The sequence below is a fragment of the Goodfellowiella coeruleoviolacea genome, from assembly GCF_024171785.1.
Lineage (GTDB): Bacteria > Actinomycetota > Actinomycetes > Mycobacteriales > Pseudonocardiaceae > Goodfellowiella > Goodfellowiella coeruleoviolacea.
In genome coordinates, this window is record NZ_JAMTCK010000016.1 from 151,431 (window position 1) to 170,510 (window position 19,080).

The following is a 19,080-nucleotide window of genomic DNA, read 5'->3' on the forward strand; positions in this document are numbered from 1 at the left end:
CTCACCGCTCGACGGCGGTGTGCCTGGCCGTCGTCGAGGGCCCGGTGGGCCGGCCGGGCGCGGGCGGCTGGTCGTGCCGGGGCAGCAGCAGCGGGGTGAGCAGGGCGAGCAGGCCGGCGGCCGCGATCGCGGTGCGCGGACCGGTGGCGTCGGCGAGCACGCCGGCCAGCGCCGTGCAGGTGGCGATGCCGACGCTGGTGCTGATCGACCAGGCCGACAGGGTGCGGGCGGTGCGGTCGGCCGGGGTGTGTTCCAGCCGGTAGGTGGCGAGCACCGGGTTGAACAGGCTCACGCTGAGGATGATCGCGAGTTCGACGGCGATCACGGTGGCCAGGCCGAGGGCCCCGGGTCGGACGAGGACCAGGCCGATCAGCCAGACCGCGCGCAGCGCGCCGGCGGTGCGGAGCACCCGGTGCTGGCCGTACCGGGCCACCACCCGGCGGGCCAGGCGCGAGCCGATGAGCCCACCCACGCACGGCACGGCGAACGCCAGACCGTACTGCCAGGGCGGGAAGCCGAGCTGGCCGAGCATGAGCACGGCCAGCTGCGGTTCGGTGGCCATGATCAGCCCGTTGACCAGCACGGCGTTGAGGTGCAGCGCGCGCAGACCCGGGTGGGTGAGGATGTGCCGCCAGCCCGCGACCAGCTCCCCGGCGCTGACCCGGCCGCGCCCGGTCCGGCGCGGGGGCTGCTCCCGGCCGCGGATCGCGGTGATGCCCAGCGCGGACAGCAGGTAGCTGACCGCGTCGGCCAGCACGGTGGCGACCGGGCCGAACAGGCCGATCACCGCGCCACCCAGCGGTGGCCCGACCGCGGTGGCACTCCACGTCGTGGACTCGAACCGGGCGTTGGCCACGAGCAGGTCCTCCGGCCGGACCACGGTTCTGAGGTAGGCGCCGCTGGCCGCGGCGAAGGCGATCTTGGCGGCGGCCAGCACGGCCGAGACGACGAGCAGCTGGGCGAAGCCGAGCCAGCCCAGGGCGTAGGCGAGCGGGACGGTCAGCAGGACCGCGAACCGGACGAGGTCCGCGGCGACCAGCACCGACCGCTTGCGCCGCGCCTCCACCCAGGGCCCGAGCGGCACCGCGAGCAGCGCGCCCACCGCCGGCCCCACCGCGGCCAGCGCGGCGACCTCGGCCGGGCTGGCCTGCAACACCAGGACGGCGAGCAGCGGCAACGCGCCGAAGCCCAGTCCGGTGCCGTAGGCGCTGACCGCGTAGGCCGCCCACAACCAGCCGAACCGCCGTCCCAGCCGTCGTCTCGCCGCCACCCCGCCACCTCTCGCCCGCCCCGCGATCACCGGCGGACATCAAAGCGAGCGGGCGCGGTGGAAATCCAACAACCGGACGGCCATCCCGGCACAACAGCTGGTTGTGCGGTTAGGGTCTGCGCCGTGGACCTAGCGGCCGTGCGGACGTTCGTCGCCGTCGCCGACGCCGGCCAGTTCCAGCTCGCCGCCGACGACCTGGCCATCACGCAGCAGGCGGCGTCCAAGCGGGTCGCGGCGCTGGAGGCCGACCTCGGTGTGCGGCTGTTCACCCGCACGCCCCGCGGCGCCCGGCTCACCACCGACGGGCGGGCGTTCCTGCCGCACGCCCGGGCGCTGCTGCAGGCCGAGGAGCACGCCCTCGCGTCGGTGCGCCCCGGCCGGCGGGCGCTGCGCGTGGACGTGATCGGCAGCCGCGTCGCGCCAGCGGCCCTGCTGCGCGACTTCCACCGCGCCCACCCGGAGATCGAACTGGACGTGGTGATGCTGTTCGACGCGGACACGGCGATCAGCGCGGTGCGCGACGGCACGGTCGACGCCACCATCCGCGCGGTCGCCGACCCCCAGCGGCAGCTCCCGGACGGGGTGGCCAGCGCCCGGGTGCTGGACGAGGCACTGGACCTGCTGGTCGGACCGGGCCACGAGTTCGCCCACGCGTCCGCGCTCACCCCGGCGCGGCTGGCCGGGCACCGGGTCTGGATGCCCGGCCACGTCAGGGGCACCGAGTGGGCCGCCTACTACGAGGACCTGGCCGCCACCTTCGGGTTCACCATCGACGCCAGCGGTCCGCACTTCGGCATCGAGCACCTGATGGACACCATCGCCGAGTCGCCGACGCTGTCGACCTTCGCCGGGGAGTGGTGCCGCCCGCTGTGGCCGCCCCGCCACGACCTGCGCTACATCCCGCTGCGCGACCCGACCCCCGCCTACCCGCACTCGCTGGTCTGGCACCGCGACAACCCGCATCCCGCGCTGGTCGCGCTGCGCCAGCACCTGCGGGCCACGCCCGCGCTGGAGACACCGAAGGCGGGGTGAACACCGGAGTACCCGGAATGGCCGGTGTGCCGGTGTGAGAAAACCGGCGGAACAGCCGGGGAATGCGGTGAAAACACCAACGGCTCGGTATTGTAGGGGTTCTGTCAGGAACGCCAATAACCGAGCCGAACGGCTTTCACGATAGCAAGAGGGTGGGTTTGTTGTCAACTGTTTCGAGTGATGTCGGCGAGGAGATCGCTCGCGAGCAGGAATACCTGACCATGCTCTACCGGCGCCTCGACGACCAGCGGAAACAAGCCTCGGCCCAGTTGGCCACGACACTGCGGGAAAACGGGGGAAATCCCCAGGCACGCGTTGAGCGGGACGCGTCCGTGGCATTGTACGCCGACCGGATCGCGCAGCTCGACGCGGCCGAGAACGGACTGTGTTTCGGGCGCCTCGACCTGGCGGACGGACAGCGCCGCTACATCGGTCGCATCGGCCTGTTCGACCCGGCCGACGAGTACCGGCCACTGCTGATGGACTGGCGCGCCCCGGCCGCCGCCGCGTTCTACGTGGCCACCGCCGCCGCCCCGGACGGGGTGCGCCGCCGCCGGCACATCAGGACCAGCCGGCGCACCGTCACCGGCATCGACGACGAGGTGCTCGACCCGAGCGCGGTGGACCGGTACGGGGCCGGCGACCCGCGGCGCGGGCTGACCGGCGAGACCACCCTGCTGGCCGCGCTCAACGCCGACCGCACCGGGCGGATGCGCGACATCGTCACCACCATCCAGGCCGAGCAGGACGAGATCATCCGCGCCGACGCGCACGGCGTGCTGGTGGTGCAGGGCGGTCCGGGCACCGGCAAGACCGCCGTGGCCCTGCACCGGGCCGCCTACCTGCTCTACACCCACCGCGAGCGGCTGACCAGGCGCGGCGTGCTGCTGGTCGGCCCCAACACCACGTTCCTGCGCTACATCGACCAGGTGCTGCCGTCGCTGGGCGAGACCGGCGTGCTCGCCCAGACCGTGGGCCAGCTCTACCCCGGGGTGGACGCGCGCGCCGTGGAACCCGCCGAGGCCGCCGAACTCAAGGGCCGGCTGGACATGGTCGAGGTGCTCACCGCCGCCATCCGCGACCGGCAGGAACTGCCCGACGAGGCCGTCCCGATCCGCTACGGCAACGACGAGGTGGTGTGGCTGGACGCGGCCACCTGCGCGAGCGCGCGGCAGCGGGCCCGCGACTCCGGGGTGCGGCACAACCTGGCCCGGCCGGTGTTCTGCCAGGCCGTGATCGACGCCCTGGTCCGGCAGGTCGCCGCTGGGTTCACCGCCGAGTTCGGCATCGACGTGCTGGACGCCGGCGACCTCGCCGAGATCAACCGGGAACTCCAGGACAGCCCGGAGCTGTGGGAGGTGCTGGACGGGCTGTGGCCGGAACTGACCCCGCAGCAGCTGCTGGCCGACCTGTTCACCTCGGCCGAGCGGCTGGCCGCGGCCATGCCCGACTACCCCGACGAGCAGCGCGCCCTGCTGCTGCGCGAGGACGGCGAGGCGTGGACCCCGGCGGACGCCGTGCTGCTGGACGAGGCCGCCGAACTGCTCGGCGAGGACACCAGCGCCGAACGCGCCCAGGCCGAGCGCGAGCACGCCGAGCGCGTCGCCTACGCCCAGGACGTGCTCAACATCATGGAGCTGGACGCCGAGGAGGTCGACCCGGACGAGCTGATCGCCACCGACCTGCTCGACGCCGAGGAGCTGGCCGCGCGGCACGACGACACCCCGCCGATGACCGCGGCCGAGCGCGCCGCCGCCGACCGCACCTGGACGTTCGGGCACGTGATCGTGGACGAGGCCCAGGAGCTGTCGGCGATGGCCTGGCGGGTGCTGATGCGGCGCTGCCCGTCCCGGTCGATGACCCTGGTCGGCGACCTCGCGCAGACCGGCGACCTGGCCGGGGTCACCTCGTGGGCGCAGGTGCTGCACCCGTACGTGGCCGACCGCTGGCGGCTGCGCCGGCTGACCGTGAACTACCGCACGCCCAGCGAGGTCATGGCGGTGGCCGCGGACGTGCTGGCCGCGATCGACCCGGCCGCCGAGGTGATGCCGTCGGTGCGGGACGCCGGCGTGCGGCCGTGGCGGCTGCGGGTGGACCCGGCCGAGCTGGCCGACCGGCTGGCCGAGCTGGTCGCCGCGGAACTGGCCGGGCTGGGCGGGGGTCGGCTGGCCGTGCTGGTGCCCACCAGCCGGATCACCGAGCTGGGCGGCAGCGTCGACCAGCCCACCGACCTGGACAGCCAGGTGGTGGTGCTCGGCGTCGGCCAGGCCAAGGGCCTGGAGTTCGACTCGGTGCTCGTGGTCGACCCGGCGCGGATCGTGGCCGAGTCGCCGCGCGGGCTCAGCGACCTGTACGTGGCGCTCACCCGGGCGACGCAACGCCTCGGCGTGCTGCACCCGGGTGAGCTGCCGCCGGTGCTGGACCGGCTGGAGCCGCGCGACTACCCGGTGGGCGCGGTCAGGTCGTAGACGGTCTGGCCGCCCACGGTGGTGGCGGTGTAGTGCTGCCGCACCCAGTCGGCGATCTCGCTGGTGCTGCTGGTCCCGCCGCCCGGGCCGCCCCGGCCACCGCCACCACCCATGCCGCCGCTGAGGTAGTAGCTGATCCGCCCGTCGGCCACGTACCGCTGGAACTCGGCCAGGGTGGGTGCGGGGTCGGTGCCGCTCCACCCGCCCAGCGCGATGACCGACTTGCCGGTGCTCAGCTCCAGCTCGGCCGCGGCACTGGATCCGGAGATCGCCGCCGCCCAGGTGGTGTCGGTGGCGGTGAGCAGGGCGGTCAGCTCGGCGTTGGTGCCGCCGCCCGGCCCGCCCGCCATGCCGCCGCGGTCACCCCGGCCGCTCTGGCCGTCGCGGTCACCCTGGCCGGTGTCGCCGTCGGTGCTGCCGCCAGGGCCGGCCATCCCGCCGGGGCCGCCCGTGCCGCCGCCCGGCCCGCCTGCGTCGGACCCGGAGCCGGGGCCGGACATCGGGATGGACCCGGAGTGCGCGACCGCGGCCGTGGCCAGGCCGTAGCCGGCGGTGCCGGCCAGCCCGGTCAGCAGGGCGGCGGTGACCAGCACGGTCGCCGCGCGCCGGAACCGGTCGACACCCACCAGCACGGTCGTGGCCACCAGCACGCCGGCCCCGAACACCACCCAGCGCAGCGCCGGCAGCCAGGAGTCGACCCGGCCCAGCAGCACCACGTCCCACACCGCGGTGACCGCGATCAGGCCGGCCAGCCAGGCCCGCGCCGACCGGTTGTGCCGGCCCCGCCACAGCTCGCGCGCGCCGATCGCGGCCAGCGCGGCCACGGCCGGGGCCAGCGCCACCGTGTAGTACGGGTGGACGGTGCCGCTCATGTAGCTGAACACCAGGCCGGTGACCAGCAGCCAGCCACCCCACAGCAGCAGCGCGGCCCTGGTCCGGTCGGTGCGCGGCGCGCGGCGGGTGAACCACAGCCCGGCGACCACCGCGACCAGCGCGGCCGGCAGCAGCCAGGAGATCTCGTTGCCCATGCTGGTGCCGAACAGCCGGGTGATGCCGGTGGCGCCACCGAACCCGGCGTTGCCGCCACCGCCCATGCCGCCGCCACCGCCGCCGTTGCCCGCACCGCCGAAGATCCGGCCCAGCCCGTTGTAGCCGAGCGCCAGCTCCAGCAGGCTGTTGGTGGTGGAGCCGCCGATGTAGGGCCGCGAGTCCGCCGGCCACAGCTCGACCAGCGCGATGAACCAGCCGGCCGACACCACCACGGACAGCGCGGCCAGCAGCAGGTGGCCGACCCGCCGGCCCAGCCCGGTCGGCGCGGCCACCAGGTAGACCAGGGCGAACGCGGGCAGCACCAGGAACGCCTGGAGCATCTTGGTCAGGAAGCCGAAGCCGATCGCGGCGCCGGCCAGCGCCAGCCAGCGCGCGCTGGCCGTCTCGGTGGCGCGCACCAGGCAGTGGGCGCCGGCCACCAGCAGCAGCACCAGCAGCGCGTCCGGGTTGTCGAACCGGAACATCAGCACGGCCACCGGGGTGAGCGCGAGCGCGGCGCCGGCCAGCAGCGCGGCACCCGGCCCGAACCAGCGGCGCACGGTGGCGTGCAGCAGGGCGACCGAGGCCACGCCCATCAGCGCCTGCGGCGCCAGCACGCTCCAACTGGAGAAGCCGAACAGCCGCGCGGACAACCCCATGACCCACAGCGCGGCCGGCGGCTTGTCCACGGTGATCGCGTTGCCCGCGTCCAGCGACCCGAACAGCAGCGCTGTCCAGCTCTGCGAACCGGCCTGGGCCGCCGCCGCGTAGAAGCCGTTGGCGTAGCCGGAGTCGCTGAGGTTCCACAGGTACAGCACGGCCGTGCCGACCAGCAGCGCCACCAGCCCCGGCCGGGCCCACCCCGGCTGGTCGACCGGGCTGACCAGCAGTCGGTTCAGCCGGCCGGTCGCCGGCGGGGCGGTGGCGCGCACCTGGAGGCGGTGCGCTGGCCGGTGCGCCCGAGGGCGCGACGCGGTCGAGGTGGTCATCGATCTTGCTCCTCGTGCGGGGTGGGGCGGGACAACGGGGACGGGGACCGGGCCGGGCGGCGTCGGCCGGCTCCGGGGACCCGGCGGTGCGGCCGGGGCGGCGCGGCCGGGCGGGTGGTGGCGCGGCCGGTCAGCGGGCCTGGCGGCGGGGGTGGAACACCCAGCCGCGCAGCAGCAGGAACCGCAGCACCGTGGCGGCCAGGTTGGCCAGCACCAGCACGGCGATCTCGGTGAGCCGGCCCGGTGTGCTGGCCGCGGTGAGCAGCGCCAGCGAGCCGCTGGTCAACGCCAGCCCGAGCGCGAACACGAGCAGCCCCTCGAACTGGTGGCGGCCGGCGCCCCGCCGGCCGCGCACGCCGAAGGTGAACCGGCGGTTGGCCGCGGTGTTGGCCACCCCGGTGACCAGCAGCGCCAGCAGGTTCGCGGCCTGCGCGCCGAGACCGGTCCGCAGCACGGCGAACACCAGCAGGTAGGCGGCGGTGCTGGCCAGGCCGATCGCCGCGAACCGGACCAGCTGGCGGGGCAGGCCGGCCGGCACGTCCGGGGCCGGGGCGGGCGCGTCCCGGCCCAGTTGCGCGCGCAGCTGGCTGACCGGCAGCGCGCCGGTGGCCAGCGCCTTGCCCAGCCGGGCGATGCCGCGCAGGTCGGCCAGGGCCGTGGCGACGATGTCCACCCGGCTGTCCGGGTCGTCGACCCAGTCCACCGGCACCTCGTGGATGCGCAGGCCGGCGCGTTCGGCCAGCACCAGCAGTTCGGTGTCGAAGAACCAGCCGGTGTCCTCCACCACGGGCAGCAGCCGCTGGGCCACGTCCCGGCGGATCGCCTTGAACCCGCACTGCGCGTCGGTGAACCGGGCCGCCAGGGTGCCGCGCAGCAGCAGGTTGTAGCAGCGGGAGATGACCTCCCGCTTGGGGCCGCGCACCACCTGCGAGCCGCGCGCCAGCCGGCTGCCGATGGCCAGGTCGGAGTGCCCGGACAGCAGCGGCGCCACCAGCGGCAGCAGCGCGGCCAGGTCGGTGGACAGGTCCACGTCCAGGTAGGCCAGCACGGCGGCGGGCGAGGCCGACCACACCGCGCGCAGCGCCCGGCCGCGGCCCTTCTGCGCCAGGTGCACCACGGTGACCTCGGGCAGTTCCCGGGCCAGCTGCTGGGCGATGGTCAGGGTGGCGTCGGTGCTGGCGTTGTCGGCCACGGTGATCTGGAACCGGTAGGGGAACGTCTCCAGCAGGTGCTGGCGCAGCCGGCGCACGCACGGCTCCAGGTCGTGCTGCTCGTTGTGGACCGGCACCACCACGTCCAGCACCGGGGTGGGGTCGCGGGGGTCGACGCGCACGGCCGGCGCGCTGACCCGGCGGCCGAACGGCTGGTGGAGTCCGGCGGTGGGCTGGGGCTCGAACTGGGTGGTGGTCGTCGTCATGGCGCCCACGATGTCGACGCCTGCTGGGCCGTCCATGTGTCCCAGCTGTGCGCGAGCTGTGAGCCGGGGTCGCCGGCTGGCCCACCGTTCCGGCGAACCGCTCCGGGAGCTGGTCGCGCGCTGGCACGGCCGGGGCCGGGGACGCGGGTTGACCGGTGCCGCCGGCTTTTCCCCTGTTCCGGTGGCGGCTGTGGCCCGAACGGAGCACGCCGCGCCCACTGGACAGCGCCGGCCCGTGGGGAAGATCCCCTGATCGGTGCGATGTTTCCCGCGACCGGTGGGCGTGGTGCGACCCGGGCCGGTCGGTGCCGGCCGAGCGGGGTGTGCCCCGGTGGAGGGAATCCGTTGGTGTTCATGCCCGCCGCTGCCAACACTGCGCTGCGGAGGCGGTCGCCGCGGTGGTGACCAGTCCGCCGCGAGGGAGAACGGCATGCACACCTGGGGCAAGGCGCTGGTGGCCACCGCGCTGCTGCTGTGCGCGCAGGCACCGCCGGCCGGCGGTGATCCTGCCGGCGAGGCCGTTTCCCGGGCCGTTCCCCCGGCGGTTTCCCGGGCGATCCCGGACCAGTACGTGGTGACCCTGGCCGACCCCGCCGCCACCGAGCACGCGATCACCGCGCTGGGTGTCCAGCCGCTGTTCGTCTACCGCAGCGCACTGCACGGCTTCGCGGCCCGGCTCAGCGCCGAGCAGGTCGGGGCGGTGCGGACGCTGCCCGGGTTCGTGTCCCTGCACCAGGACAGGCCCGTGCGCGTAGCGCACCAGACCGACACCGTGCGCGTAGCGCACCAGTCGGGCCCCGTGCGCGTAGCGCACCAGTCGGGCAGCACCGCGCGGGTGGCCGCGGCCGGCTCGTGGGGGCTGGACCGGATCGACCGGCGCGAGCAGCTCCCGGCCGGGCCCTACGCCGTGCAGCACGACGGGGCCGAGGTGACCGCGTACATCCTGGACACCGGCATCGACGTCAGCCACCCGCAGTTCGGCGGGCGGGCCAGCGTGGGCCACGACTCGGTGGGCGATGGCCGGCACGGCGCGGACTGCGCCGGCCACGGCACGCACGTGGCCGGGACCGTGGGCAGTGCCGGCTACGGCGTGGCCAGGCGGGTCCGGCTGGTGGCGGTCCGGGTGCTCGACTGCGCCGGCGCCGGGCCGCTGTCCCAGCTCATCGACGGGATCGACTGGGTGTCGGCGCACGCGGTGCGCCCGGCGGTCGCCAACATCTCGGTCACCAGCCCCCGCTTCGACCCGCTGGACGCGGCCGTCGCCCACCTCGCGCGCACGGTGTTCACCGTGGTGGCCGCCGGCAACCAGGCCGACGCCGCGTGCGACTACTCGCCGGCCAGGGCCGAGGGCGCGTTCACCGTGGGCGCGAGCACCCCGGAGGACGGGTTCGCCGACTACAGCAACCACGGCCGGTGCGTGCGGCTGCTGGCACCGGGCAGCGACATCGTCTCCACCCTGCCGGGTGGCCGCGTCGGCGCGCTCACCGGGACGTCCATGGCCGCGCCGCACGTCACCGGGGTGGTCGCGCTGTACGAGCAGGCCACCGGCGCCAGCGGCCAGCACGCCATCCGGGACTGGCTGGGCGACAACGCCACCAGGCAGCGCATCCAGCACCCGCCGCCCCCGGCGGACACGCCGAACCTGCTGCTCTACACGGCCGGGCTGTAGCGGGGTGGCCGGCGGCGGCCCGCGGACCCCGGCGTCCGGCGGGCCGCCACCCCGGCGACCGGCTATTCGCTGGTCAGATCGTAGACCGTCGTTCCGTCCACTGTGGACGCGGTAAAGGTGGCGGCGACCCACTCGGCGATGCGCTGGGCCGCGTCACTGCCGCCGCTCTCGGTGCCTCGGGCGGAAAAGCCGGCGCCACCGATGAAGTAGTGGATCTTCCCGGCGCGCACGTACTCCTGGAACCGCTCCAGGGTGGGCGCGGGGTCGGTGCCGTTGAACCCGCCCACGGCCATCACCGGCACGTTGGCGCCCAACTGGTAGCCGGCCGCGCTGTTGGACCCGACCACGGCCGCGGCCCAGGTGTAGGACTCGGCACCGGAGCGCAGCAGCTCCACCAGTTCGGCGCTCGGGGTGACCGCGTCGAGCAGCCCGCCGGGGCCGCCCTGGACCGGCCCGGCCTCGCCGGTGCCGCCGCCAGGGAACCAGGTGCCGTCGCCCCGGCCCCGCCCCGGCCGGGACTGGCCGCCGTCCTGGCCGGGGCCGCCCTGGACCGCGCCGGGCTGCCGGCCGGCCCCGCCCTGGGGTCCACCACCGGGACCGGTGATGATCACCAGCCGGCCCGGGCCGCCGCCGCCCCTGGTGCTCGGCCCGGCCGAGGGGATCGCGCCGGTGTGCGGGGTGGCCGCGGTGACCAGCGCGTACGCGGTCGGCGCGGCCAGCGCGGCGACCACCCCGAGCGCGCCGACCACCTGGCCGGCGCGGCTGGCCAGGTGACCCAGGGTCAACAGCATCAGCGCCGCGAACAACCCGCTGACCAGCACCACGACCCGCAGCCACGGCAGCCAGTCGGCGGTGCGGCCCAGCAGCAGGAACGCCCACACCGCGGTGATCGCCGCGGTGACGAACAGGACCACCGCGCCGACCTGCTCGCGCAGCCGCCAGGCCACGGCCGCGCCCATGCCCACCAGCGCCGCCACCGCCGGGGCCAGCGCCACCGTGTAGTAGGCGTGCACGATGCCGTTCATGTAGCTGAACACCACGCCGGTGACCAGCAGCCACCCGCCCCACAGCAGGAAGGCGGCCCGGCCGCGGTCGGTGCGCGGGCCCCGCCGGTGCACCCACCCGCCGAAGCCGCCCAGCACCAGCGCGGCCGGCAGCAGCCAGGAGATCTGCGCGCCCATGTCGTTGTCGAACAGCCGCGCCCAGCCCACGTCGAAGTTGAGGTTGCCCAGCCCGCCGACCTCGTCACCGGTCAACCGGCCGAAACCGTTGTAGCCGAGGGTCAGCTCCAGGATGCTGTTGCCCTGCGAGCCGCCGATGAACGGCCGGTCCTCGGCCGGCACCAGCTCCACGACCGCCACCCACCAGCCGGCCGCCACCACCAGCGCCAGCGCGGCCAGGGCCAGCTGCCCGAGCCGGCGCCGCAACCGGGTCGGCGCGGCCAGCAGGTACACGCCGGCGAAGGCCGGCACCACCAGCAGCGCCTGCAGCATCTTGGCGAGGAAGCCGAACCCGACCAGCGCCGCGGCCAGCACCAGCCACCGCGTGCTGGCCGTCTCCACGGCGCGCACCAGGCAGTAGGCGCCGGCCACCAGCAGCAGCACCAGCAGCGCGTCCGGGTTGTTGAAGCGGAACATCAGCACCGCGACCGGGGTCAGCGCCAGCACCGCGCCGGAGACCAGGGCCGCGCCCGGGCCGAACCAGCGCCGCACCGTGGCGTGCAGCAGACCCACCGCGGCCACGCCCTGCAGCGCCTGCGGCACCAGGATGCTCCACGAGTTCAGGCCGAACAGCCGCACCGACAGCCCCATGATCCACAGCGCGGCCGGCGTCTTGTCCACGGTGATCGCGTTGGCCGGGTCGGAGGAGCCGTAGAACAGCGCCTTCCAGCTCTGCCCGCCGGCCTGCGCCGCGGCCGAGTAGAAGGCGTTGGCCCAGCCGGAGGCGCCCAGCCCCCACAGGTACAGCACCGCGGTGGCCACCAGCAGCACCAGCAGGCCGGGCCGGGCCCAGGGCGGATCAGTGGGGGCGCCGCGCAGCAGCCGACCGACACCGCGCGACCGCGCGGCAGCGGGGACGTCGGCCGCCGGCACGGCGGGCGCGGGGTTGGGCAGTGTCGACGCGGTCATGGTCAACAGCGTGGCGAACCAGCCTGTGTCGAACGCGTGCACAACCTGTGTGTTGGCTGGGAGCTGTGCGTTGGCTGGGAGCCGGTGGCGGCGGGTGCTCACGCCACCACCGGGCTCCGGTCGCCGGCGGCTCAGCCGCGGTCCGCCTGCCAGTCGCCGATCACCGGTGGCGCGCTCACCTCGTTGTTGCCGAACACCTCGTCCGGATCGGGTTCGACCAGGTAGGAGGCGGCCTTGTGCTCGCCGTCCGCCTCACCCCGACCACCCCGCGCGCCCCCGCCCAGCATGCCGGCGCCGAGCTGGCCACCACCCCGGCCGGACCCGGCCGGACCGCCGCCGCGACCCGCCGCGGTGCCACCCCGGCCGCCGACAGCGTCCGCGCCCACGCCGGCGCGCCCGCCCGCGCGCGCGTCCGGCCCACCGCCGATGCCGGGCCTGCTGCCCAGCCCGGTGCCGCCGACGCCCCGGCCGGTGCCGCCGGCCGTGCCGCCGCCAACGCCAACACCGCCGATGCCACCGGCGAGCCCGCCGGTCAACCCACCGGTCAGGCCACCAGCGCCGGGAGCGCCGGTCCGGCCGCCACCCACCAGGTCACCACCGGACCCGCCGTACTGGCCGCCACCGGGCAGCAGGCCGGCACCACCGCCGGGGCCGGTGCCCACCCCGCTCGGCGCGGTCGAGCCGCCGCCCGTGCCACCGCCGTACCCGCCCTGACCCGGCTGCCCGGTGCCGGGCAGGGTCGGTGGTGGCGTGACCCCGGTCGGGTTGGTGCTGGTGTCCGAGCCGCCGGTGCCGGGTGGCTGGCCCGGTCCGCCGGGCAGGCTGGGCGGTTGCCCGGGCCGACCGGGACCACCGGGCTGACCGGGTGAACCGGGCGAGCCCGGGTCGTCGTCGATGCCCTTGATGGGCGGCGGCCCGGGATGGGGGCCGGAGTCCGGGGGCGGCTGCGGGCGGTCGGGAGGGGCGATCGGGTCGTTGCGGATCGAGTTCGCCGAGACCGCGAACGAGGGCTGCGCCTCGGCCGTGTGCGTCACGGTCTGGTCGTAGACCTGCACCGCCAGCGCGGCCGCCGCGTGCGCCGCCTGCTGCTGGACCTGCGCGGCGAAGTCGGCGGCGGCCTGCTGGGCGAAGGCGATCGGGTCGGTGATGGACTGCAACCGCGCGTTGGCCGCGCCCGCGTCGAACGGCTGCGCCGGCGGCGGTGGCACGGTGGCGCGCACCGCGCTCACCGCCTGGGCCTGCTGCGCCCAGGTGGTGCCGGCCAGCTGGGCCGCCATCCCGGACCTGCCGGCCTGGTTGCCCAGGTCCACCACGGCGGCCCGGGCCGCGTCGGCCGCCTCGCCGGTCCACTCGGTCTCGCTGCTGTTGACCGCCCTGGCGATCTCCTCCTCAAAGGTGGACAGGTCGTTGCCGATCTGGATCCAGGTGTCCCCGGCCGCGCCCACCGCACCCGGGTCCGTGCCGTTGTTGACCATGTCGTACAGCTCCTGGTGGGACAGCCCCAGGTAGTAGGCGTCCGGCGCGGCCGGAGCCGACCTGGTCGGCACCCCCTGCTGCTTGAGCTGCTCGGCCTGCGCGTCCAGCCGGACGAAGGTCTCCGCCCCGGACGCGACGTCGGTGAGCGCGCCCGCCAGTGGCGGGCCCAGGCCGGTGAACGTGTCACCCCAGTTGTGCCGGGCGTCGGCGTTGGTCCGCCGCCCGTCGAGCACCTCGTCGTACTGCCCGCCCGTCATCGTCCGCATCCCCTCCCGGATATCGCCCGTGTCGTCCCGCGCCTAGCCGGCGAGGCCGCGCAGCCCGCGCCCGCCGTCCTGGTCGGTCTGCTGGTAGGAGGCCATGGACGCGGTGATCGCGTCCCGCGCGTCCTGCAGGTCCTGGCTCAGCTGCCGCAGCGCGGCCACCAGCCCGTCGTCCGGGTCGGTCGCCACGGTCGCCAGGAACGGCCGGTAGACCCGCGCCGCCGGGGTCTGCCCCAGTGCGGGCTCCTGCCCCAGCTCGGCGGCCCGGCCGGACAGCTCGTCCAGCTTGCCCCGCAGGTTGTCGATGGCCTTGATGAGCGCCTGCCCACCGGCCTCGCTCACGGTGAACCCCTTGGCCGCGGCGGCCTTCAGCCCGCCAACCGCCCGGCCGACCCCGCCGAGACCGGCCGCCAGCTCCGCTGACATCCCTGATCACCCTCCCCGGACCAGTGGTGACGATGAGTGATAGTCGTTGAGTGATAGACGTTGAGTGATGACACTGACAGGCGGACGGCCCCGGTGGTGGGGGCCTGTCGCACCTTGGTGCTGTCGGGTCAGCGCACCGCAGCCACCGCGTCGGTCAGCCGCTGCGCCAACCGGCCGACGTCGGCGGGCGAGTACGTGACCCGCGGCTGCCCGTCCCGGCCGGTCTCCGGCACCACCGCGTACCGGCCAAGGTCGGTGTCCAGCCAGGTCAGCGTGATCGGCTGGGCGGCGCCGGCCGCGGCCCGCGCCGAACCGCCCGGCTGGTCCCGGCCGGCGGTCACCACGAAGTAGCCGCCACCCAGCCGGGGACGCCGCAGGAGCCGCTCGGCCTCGGCCCGCTGCACGGCCGAGGCCCCCCAGGGCGACCGGCGCGACGAGGTGAAGCTGAACTCGCTGAAGTCCTCGTCGGCCCCGGCCCCCCGCCCGGCCGCACCGGCCTCGGCGGTGACCGTCACCGGGCCGCCCGGTCCCGGGTGCAGCGGCGGCAGCAGACCCACCAGGGCGCGCACCAGCGCGTGCGGGTCGAGCAGCTCGAACCGCACCGACTGGCCGCGCTGCACCGCCAGCACCCCGGTGCGCTCGGTGGCCGAGGCCAGCGCGCAGTGCCGCAGCTGACCGGTGGTGCCGAGCATGGCCACGGCCACCGGGCCCTGGGCGAACACGCGCAGCGCCCTGGGCACCTCGGGCGCGAACTCCGCGCCGTGGATCAGGCCGCGGCCGGCCAGGTCCTGGTGCACCGCCTGGACCAGCCGCGCCCGCTCGGCCACGGTCTGGCCGTGGTGGGGGAAGCTGAACGGGAACCGCCGCACGGCCAGGCCCAGCGCGGCGCCCAGCACGTCCAGCGCGGCCAACGAGCACTCGAAGACATCAGGCACGGCGCTTCTCCTCCTCAGCGCAGCCCCCAGCCGCGCGCCGAACCGACAACCACCGTCAGTCCTCAGACGCTCGCGGAGCGTCGTTGGTGCCCGGTCGGGGAACATAATCTCGATTTCTCGCCGCCGACCGGCGCAACGGGCCACACTGGCGACCATGGGTGACCAGGACCCCGACGACGAGTTCGGGTTGACCGCCGAGCAGCGCGCCGCGTTCGAGGCGATGCCACCGGACCAGCGGCACGCCATGTCCGACTACCTGCACCGGGCCCGCGCGTTCACCGCGGAGTTCCGCGACCTGTTCCGCGACTGCGGCCGGCGGCTGGACAACCTGGCCCAACGGCTCGGCGAGACCCTGCCCCAGCAGCCCAACCAGGACGCCAGGGAACAGCTGCTGGACCTGTTGATGGCCATCAACCTGCAGGCGGAGACCGCGCACGCGATCGCCCGCGACGACATGGCCGCCAAGGACGCGCACCAGCAGGGCGCCAGCCACTACCTCGAACGGTTCAACGAGCGGGTCAACCGCGGCCCCGGGTGAGACCCCCGCCCGGCCGCGGCGCCCCGGGCTCGCCCGGGTGCAGCGGCAGCACCACGGTGAACACGGTCTGGCCCGGCCGGCTGCGCACCTGCACGGTGCCGTGGTGCGCGGCCACCACCGCGGCCACGATGGACAGGCCCAGCCCGGTGCTGCCGGCCGCCCGGGACCGGGAGCTGTCGCCCCGGGCGAACCGCTCGAACACCTCCGGCAGCAGCCGCGGCGGGATGCCGGGGCCGTCGTCGGTCACGGTCACCTCGGCGGCGTGCGGGCCGTGCGCGGCCAGCGCCGCGGTCACCGTGGTGCCGGCCGGGGTGTGCGTGCGCGCGTTGGTCAGCAGGTTGGCCACCACCTGGTGCAGCTGGTTGGGGTCGCCCAGGGCGGTCAGCGGCTCGTCCGGCAGCCGCAGCAGCCACCGGTGGTCCGGTCCGGCCGCGTGCGCGTCGGCCACGGCGTCGGCGAGCAGCCGGGCCAGGTCCACCGGCTCGTGCACCACCTGCCGGCCCGCGTCCAGCCGTGCCAGCAGCAGCAGGTCCTCCACGAGCGCGGTCATCCGCTTGGACTCCGACTCCACCCGGCCCATCGCGAAGGCGACATCGTCGGGCAGGTCGTCGCGGCCCCGGCGGGTCAGCTCGGCGTAGCCGCGGATCGCGGCCAGCGGAGTGCGCAGCTCGTGGCTGGCGTCGGCGACGAACCGGCGCACCCGCGTCTCGCTCTCGTGCCGCGCGGCCAGCGCGCCCGCGATGTGGCCCAGCATCCGGTTCAGCGCCGCGCCCACCTGGCCGACCTCGGTGTGCGGGTTGGTGTCCACGTCCGGCACCCGCTCGGCCAGCGCCACCTCGCCCCTGGCCAGCGGCAGTTCGGCCACGCGTGAGGCGGTGGCCGCCACCCGGCGCAGCGGGCGCAGCGCCGCGCCCACCAGCGCGGCCCCGGCCACCCCCGCCGCGACCAGCCCGACCAGCGCCACCACCGCCAGGATCACGCCCAGCTGCCACAGGATGTCGTCCACCTGGCTCAGCGGCAGCCCGGTGATGTTCGTCCCGCGCGGGGTGGCCGTGGCGATCACCCGGTAGGCCTGGTCGCCCACGTCCACGTTGTGCACCCTGCCGTCCACCGGCACCGCGGCCAGCGCCGCGGCCTCGGCGGTGGGGATCAGCTCGGGCTGGCCGGAGGTGCCGATGATCGCCGCCGCGGTCGCCCTGCCGTTGACCACCTCGGCGCCCAGCGTGCCCACGCCCTGGCCGCGGGCCTGGAGGAACACGGGACCGGGCCCGTTCTCGGCGTGCGGCGGCGGCTCGTTCTGCGCGATCGACGAGCGGTCGTTGGCGGCCAGCAGCTGGGCGTCGAACCGGTCGATGAGGAACTCCCGCAGCAGCAGTTCCGAGACCACCCCCACCACCAGGATCAACACCGCCAGCAGCAGCACGGTCTGGGCCAGCAGCCGGCGGCGCAGGGTCCAGTCGGCCAGCCGCCACCGGCGGCGCGGGGTCCAGTCGGCCGGCCGCCACCGGCGGCGCGGGCCCAGCCCCGGTTCAGGTCGCCGGCTTCCCGGTTCAGGTCGCCGGCTTGAGGACATAGCCAGCACCCCGCATGGTGTGGATCATCGGCTCCCGGCCGGCGTCGATCTTCTTGCGCAGGTAGGAGATGTACAGCTCGACGATGTTGGCCTGGCCGCCGAAGTCGTAGCTCCACACCCGGTCCAGGATCTGCGCCTTGCTCAGCACCCGCCTGGGGTTGCGCATGAGGTAGCGCAGCAGCTCGAACTCGGTGGCGGTCAACCGGATCGGCTCGCCGCCGCGCGCCACCTCGTGCGTGTCCTCGTCCAGCACCAGGTCACCGACCACCAGCTCGGTGCCCTGGGTGGTCGGGGTGAGCCGGGCCCTGCGCAGCAGCGCCCGCAGCCGCAGCACCACCTCCTCCAGGCTGAACGGCTTGGTCACGTAGTCGTCGCCACCCGCGGTGAGCCCGGCCAGCCGGTCCTCCAGGGCGTCCTTGGCGGTCAGGAACAGCACCGGTAGGTGCGGGTCCTCGGCGCGCAGCCGCTCCAGCACGGCCAGGCCGTCCAGGTCGGGCAGCATCACGTCGAGCACCACCGCGTCCGGCCGGTACTCCCGGGCGGTCCGCACCGCGCTCAGCCCGTCACCCGCGCTGCGCACGTCCCAGCCCTCGTAGCGCAGCGCCATCGACACCAGTTCGGCCAGGGTGGGCTCGTCGTCGACCACGAGCACGCGGACCTGCTGCTCGTCGGACGCGCCGGTGGTCCGGGCGGCGGCACGGGGCGGGGTGTTCATCGCGGGCATGGCGACATTCTCAGCGCACCGCTTGTGCCGAGCCTGGGAGGTTCCTGTGTCCCAGCTGTGGATGGTTCTGCCTGGTCGGCGGCGTGTCCGGGGACCGGACCGGCCCGGTGGCCCGGGGAAAACACAGCCGCCACCCACTCGCCGCACAGCTGGCACACAGCCGGCGCGCCCAAGCTCGGGAGCACCAGGCGGCCGAGCAGTGGCCGCAGGCACACGGGAGGACCTCGATGACCACGAACCCGCACGACGCCGCCTTCCCCCACGGCCAGGCCCAGTCCCCGGTCCCGCAGTCAGCGCAGTCCGCCCTGCCGTCCGACCAGCCCACCGCGCAGACCCCCGCGCTGGGCCAGGCCGCTCCACTGGGCCAGCCCTCGGCCCCGGGGCAGGGACCGGGCCAGGCGCCGAGCTGGGGTGATCCGGCCGGGCCGGCGGGCGAGCAGCCCCGGTGGACCGGCCGCAGGACCGCGGTGGCCGCGGCCATCGCCCTCGGCATCGCCCTGGCCGGCGGCGGCGTCATCTACGCGGCCACCGGCAGCTCCGGGACCAGCACCAACGCCGGACCGGGCGGCATGATGCAGATGGGACCGATGAACGGGCAGCAGGGGATGGCGGGCCAGCCGGGCGCCGGCAGTGGGTTGGCCAACGCCCTGCACGGCGAGTTCGTGACCTCCGACGGCAACGGCGGCACCACCACGATGCGGCTGCAGACCGGCGAGGTCACCGCGGTCAGCGCCGACTCGATCAGCGTGACCAGCGACGACGACTACGCCGCGAGCTACACCGTCACCTCCGACACCACCGTCGGCAACGGCGGCACCATCAGCGACATCGCCACCGGTGACACCGTGACGATCACCGCCACGGTCTCCGGCGGCACCGCGACCGCCACCAGCATCGTGGACACCAGCGAGCAGCAGGCCAACCAGCAACAGGGCCAGCCGGGCCAGCCAGGCCAACAGGGCCAGCCAGGCCAACAGGGTGGACAGCAGGGCCAGCAGCAGGGTCAGCAGGGCGTGCCGCCCGGCTCCGACAACGGCTCCGACAACGGCTCCGACAACGGCACTGACAACGGCGGCGCCACCAGCGGCAGCACCGGCGCGAACGGCACCGTGACCAGCTGACGACCGGCCGGCCCGGGCGAA

At 75.3% G+C, this 19,080-nt stretch carries 14 protein-coding genes; 5 read left to right on the forward strand and 9 right to left on the reverse strand.

Annotation, left to right across the window (positions count from 1 at the left end; translation table 11 throughout):
* Position 1 precedes the first annotated feature (1 nt).
* Complete coding sequence (locus tag LX83_RS29845) at positions 2-1,270, reverse strand: MFS transporter (protein ID WP_253777350.1); 1,269 nt, start codon at positions 1,268-1,270, stop codon at positions 2-4.
* A gap of 123 nt (positions 1,271-1,393) precedes the next feature.
* On the opposite strand from LX83_RS29845, the gene LX83_RS29850 reads away from it, so the two are divergent.
* Both LX83_RS29850 and LX83_RS29855 read left to right on the forward strand, forming a co-directional pair.
* On the forward strand, positions 1,394-2,302 hold the full coding sequence (locus tag LX83_RS29850) for a LysR family transcriptional regulator (RefSeq protein WP_253777352.1): 909 nt from the start codon (positions 1,394-1,396) through the stop codon (positions 2,300-2,302).
* Between the two features lie 221 nt (positions 2,303-2,523).
* Positions 2,524-4,770, forward strand: coding sequence for a HelD family protein (locus LX83_RS29855; protein WP_253777514.1), 2,247 nt, complete (start codon positions 2,524-2,526; stop codon positions 4,768-4,770).
* Here LX83_RS29855 and LX83_RS29860 read toward each other — a convergent pair.
* Positions 4,743-6,788: an ArnT family glycosyltransferase gene (locus LX83_RS29860; protein ID WP_253777354.1), complete on the reverse strand. Its 2,046-nt coding sequence runs from the start codon at positions 6,786-6,788 to the stop codon at positions 4,743-4,745. The two genes, LX83_RS29855 and LX83_RS29860, sit on opposite strands and share 28 nt — an antisense overlap.
* A gap of 130 nt (positions 6,789-6,918) precedes the next feature.
* Positions 6,919-8,205, reverse strand: coding sequence for a glycosyltransferase (locus LX83_RS29865; protein WP_253777356.1), 1,287 nt, complete (start codon positions 8,203-8,205; stop codon positions 6,919-6,921).
* Between the two features lie 430 nt (positions 8,206-8,635).
* On the opposite strand from LX83_RS29865, the gene LX83_RS29870 reads away from it, so the two are divergent.
* The gene (locus LX83_RS29870; protein WP_253777358.1) at positions 8,636-9,874 is read left to right on the forward strand and encodes a S8 family peptidase; all 1,239 of its coding nucleotides are present in this window, start codon (positions 8,636-8,638) and stop codon (positions 9,872-9,874) included.
* Between the two features lie 62 nt (positions 9,875-9,936).
* On the opposite strand, the gene LX83_RS29875 is transcribed toward LX83_RS29870, so the two are convergent.
* The 4 genes from LX83_RS29875 to LX83_RS29890 form a co-directional block, all read right to left on the reverse strand.
* Positions 9,937-12,003 carry a glycosyltransferase family 39 protein gene (locus LX83_RS29875; protein ID WP_253777360.1) on the reverse strand — a complete coding sequence of 689 codons (2,067 nt, stop codon included), beginning with the start codon at positions 12,001-12,003 and terminating at the stop codon, positions 9,937-9,939.
* A gap of 131 nt (positions 12,004-12,134) precedes the next feature.
* Positions 12,135-13,745, reverse strand: coding sequence for a hypothetical protein (locus tag LX83_RS29880; protein WP_253777362.1), 1,611 nt, complete (start codon positions 13,743-13,745; stop codon positions 12,135-12,137).
* Positions 13,746-13,778: 33 nt separating this feature from the next.
* Positions 13,779-14,168: a hypothetical protein gene (locus tag LX83_RS29885; protein WP_253777363.1), complete on the reverse strand. Its 390-nt coding sequence runs from the start codon at positions 14,166-14,168 to the stop codon at positions 13,779-13,781.
* Between the two features lie 128 nt (positions 14,169-14,296).
* Positions 14,297-15,103: an ESX secretion-associated protein EspG gene (locus LX83_RS29890; protein ID WP_253777365.1), complete on the reverse strand. Its 807-nt coding sequence runs from the start codon at positions 15,101-15,103 to the stop codon at positions 14,297-14,299.
* 154 nt (positions 15,104-15,257) lie between these two features.
* On the opposite strand from LX83_RS29890, the gene LX83_RS29895 reads away from it, so the two are divergent.
* Positions 15,258-15,641, forward strand: a complete 384-nt coding sequence (locus tag LX83_RS29895; RefSeq protein WP_253777367.1) for a hypothetical protein — start codon at positions 15,258-15,260, stop codon at positions 15,639-15,641.
* Here LX83_RS29895 and LX83_RS29900 read toward each other — a convergent pair.
* Together LX83_RS29900 and LX83_RS29905 are read right to left on the reverse strand one after the other, a co-directional pair.
* The gene (locus LX83_RS29900) at positions 15,622-17,214 is read right to left on the reverse strand and encodes a sensor histidine kinase (protein ID WP_253777369.1); all 1,593 of its coding nucleotides are present in this window, start codon (positions 17,212-17,214) and stop codon (positions 15,622-15,624) included. The genes LX83_RS29895 and LX83_RS29900 overlap by 20 nt on opposite strands.
* Positions 17,192-17,929 carry a response regulator transcription factor gene (locus LX83_RS29905; RefSeq protein WP_253777516.1) on the reverse strand — a complete coding sequence of 246 codons (738 nt, stop codon included), beginning with the start codon at positions 17,927-17,929 and terminating at the stop codon, positions 17,192-17,194. The genes LX83_RS29900 and LX83_RS29905 overlap by 23 nt, the downstream gene beginning before the upstream one ends.
* A 236-nt stretch (positions 17,930-18,165) precedes the next feature.
* Here LX83_RS29905 and LX83_RS29910 point away from each other — a divergent pair, with 236 nt between their 5' ends.
* Entirely contained in the window at positions 18,166-19,059 is an 894-nt protein-coding gene (locus LX83_RS29910) for a hypothetical protein (protein ID WP_253777372.1), read from the forward strand.
* Positions 19,060-19,080 lie beyond the last annotated feature (21 nt).

Coding starts and splice junctions, on each gene's coding strand:
- LX83_RS29860 (WP_253777354.1), bottom strand. CDS start 6,788: ATGACCACCTCGACCGCGTCGCGCCCTCGGGCGCACCGGCCAGCGCAC.
- LX83_RS29855 (WP_253777514.1), top strand. CDS start 2,524: ATGCTCTACCGGCGCCTCGACGACCAGCGGAAACAAGCCTCGGCCCAG.
- LX83_RS29905 (WP_253777516.1), bottom strand. CDS start 17,929: ATGAACACCCCGCCCCGTGCCGCCGCCCGGACCACCGGCGCGTCCGAC.
- LX83_RS29880 (WP_253777362.1), bottom strand. CDS start 13,745: ATGCGGACGATGACGGGCGGGCAGTACGACGAGGTGCTCGACGGGCGG.
- LX83_RS29900 (WP_253777369.1), bottom strand. CDS start 17,214: ATGTCCTCAAGCCGGCGACCTGAACCGGGAAGCCGGCGACCTGAACCG.
- LX83_RS29910 (WP_253777372.1), top strand. CDS start 18,166: ATGACCACGAACCCGCACGACGCCGCCTTCCCCCACGGCCAGGCCCAG.
- LX83_RS29885 (WP_253777363.1), bottom strand. CDS start 14,168: ATGTCAGCGGAGCTGGCGGCCGGTCTCGGCGGGGTCGGCCGGGCGGTT.
- LX83_RS29865 (WP_253777356.1), bottom strand. CDS start 8,205: ATGACGACGACCACCACCCAGTTCGAGCCCCAGCCCACCGCCGGACTC.
- LX83_RS29895 (WP_253777367.1), top strand. CDS start 15,258: ATGGGTGACCAGGACCCCGACGACGAGTTCGGGTTGACCGCCGAGCAG.
- LX83_RS29870 (WP_253777358.1), top strand. CDS start 8,636: ATGCACACCTGGGGCAAGGCGCTGGTGGCCACCGCGCTGCTGCTGTGC.
- LX83_RS29875 (WP_253777360.1), bottom strand. CDS start 12,003: ATGACCGCGTCGACACTGCCCAACCCCGCGCCCGCCGTGCCGGCGGCC.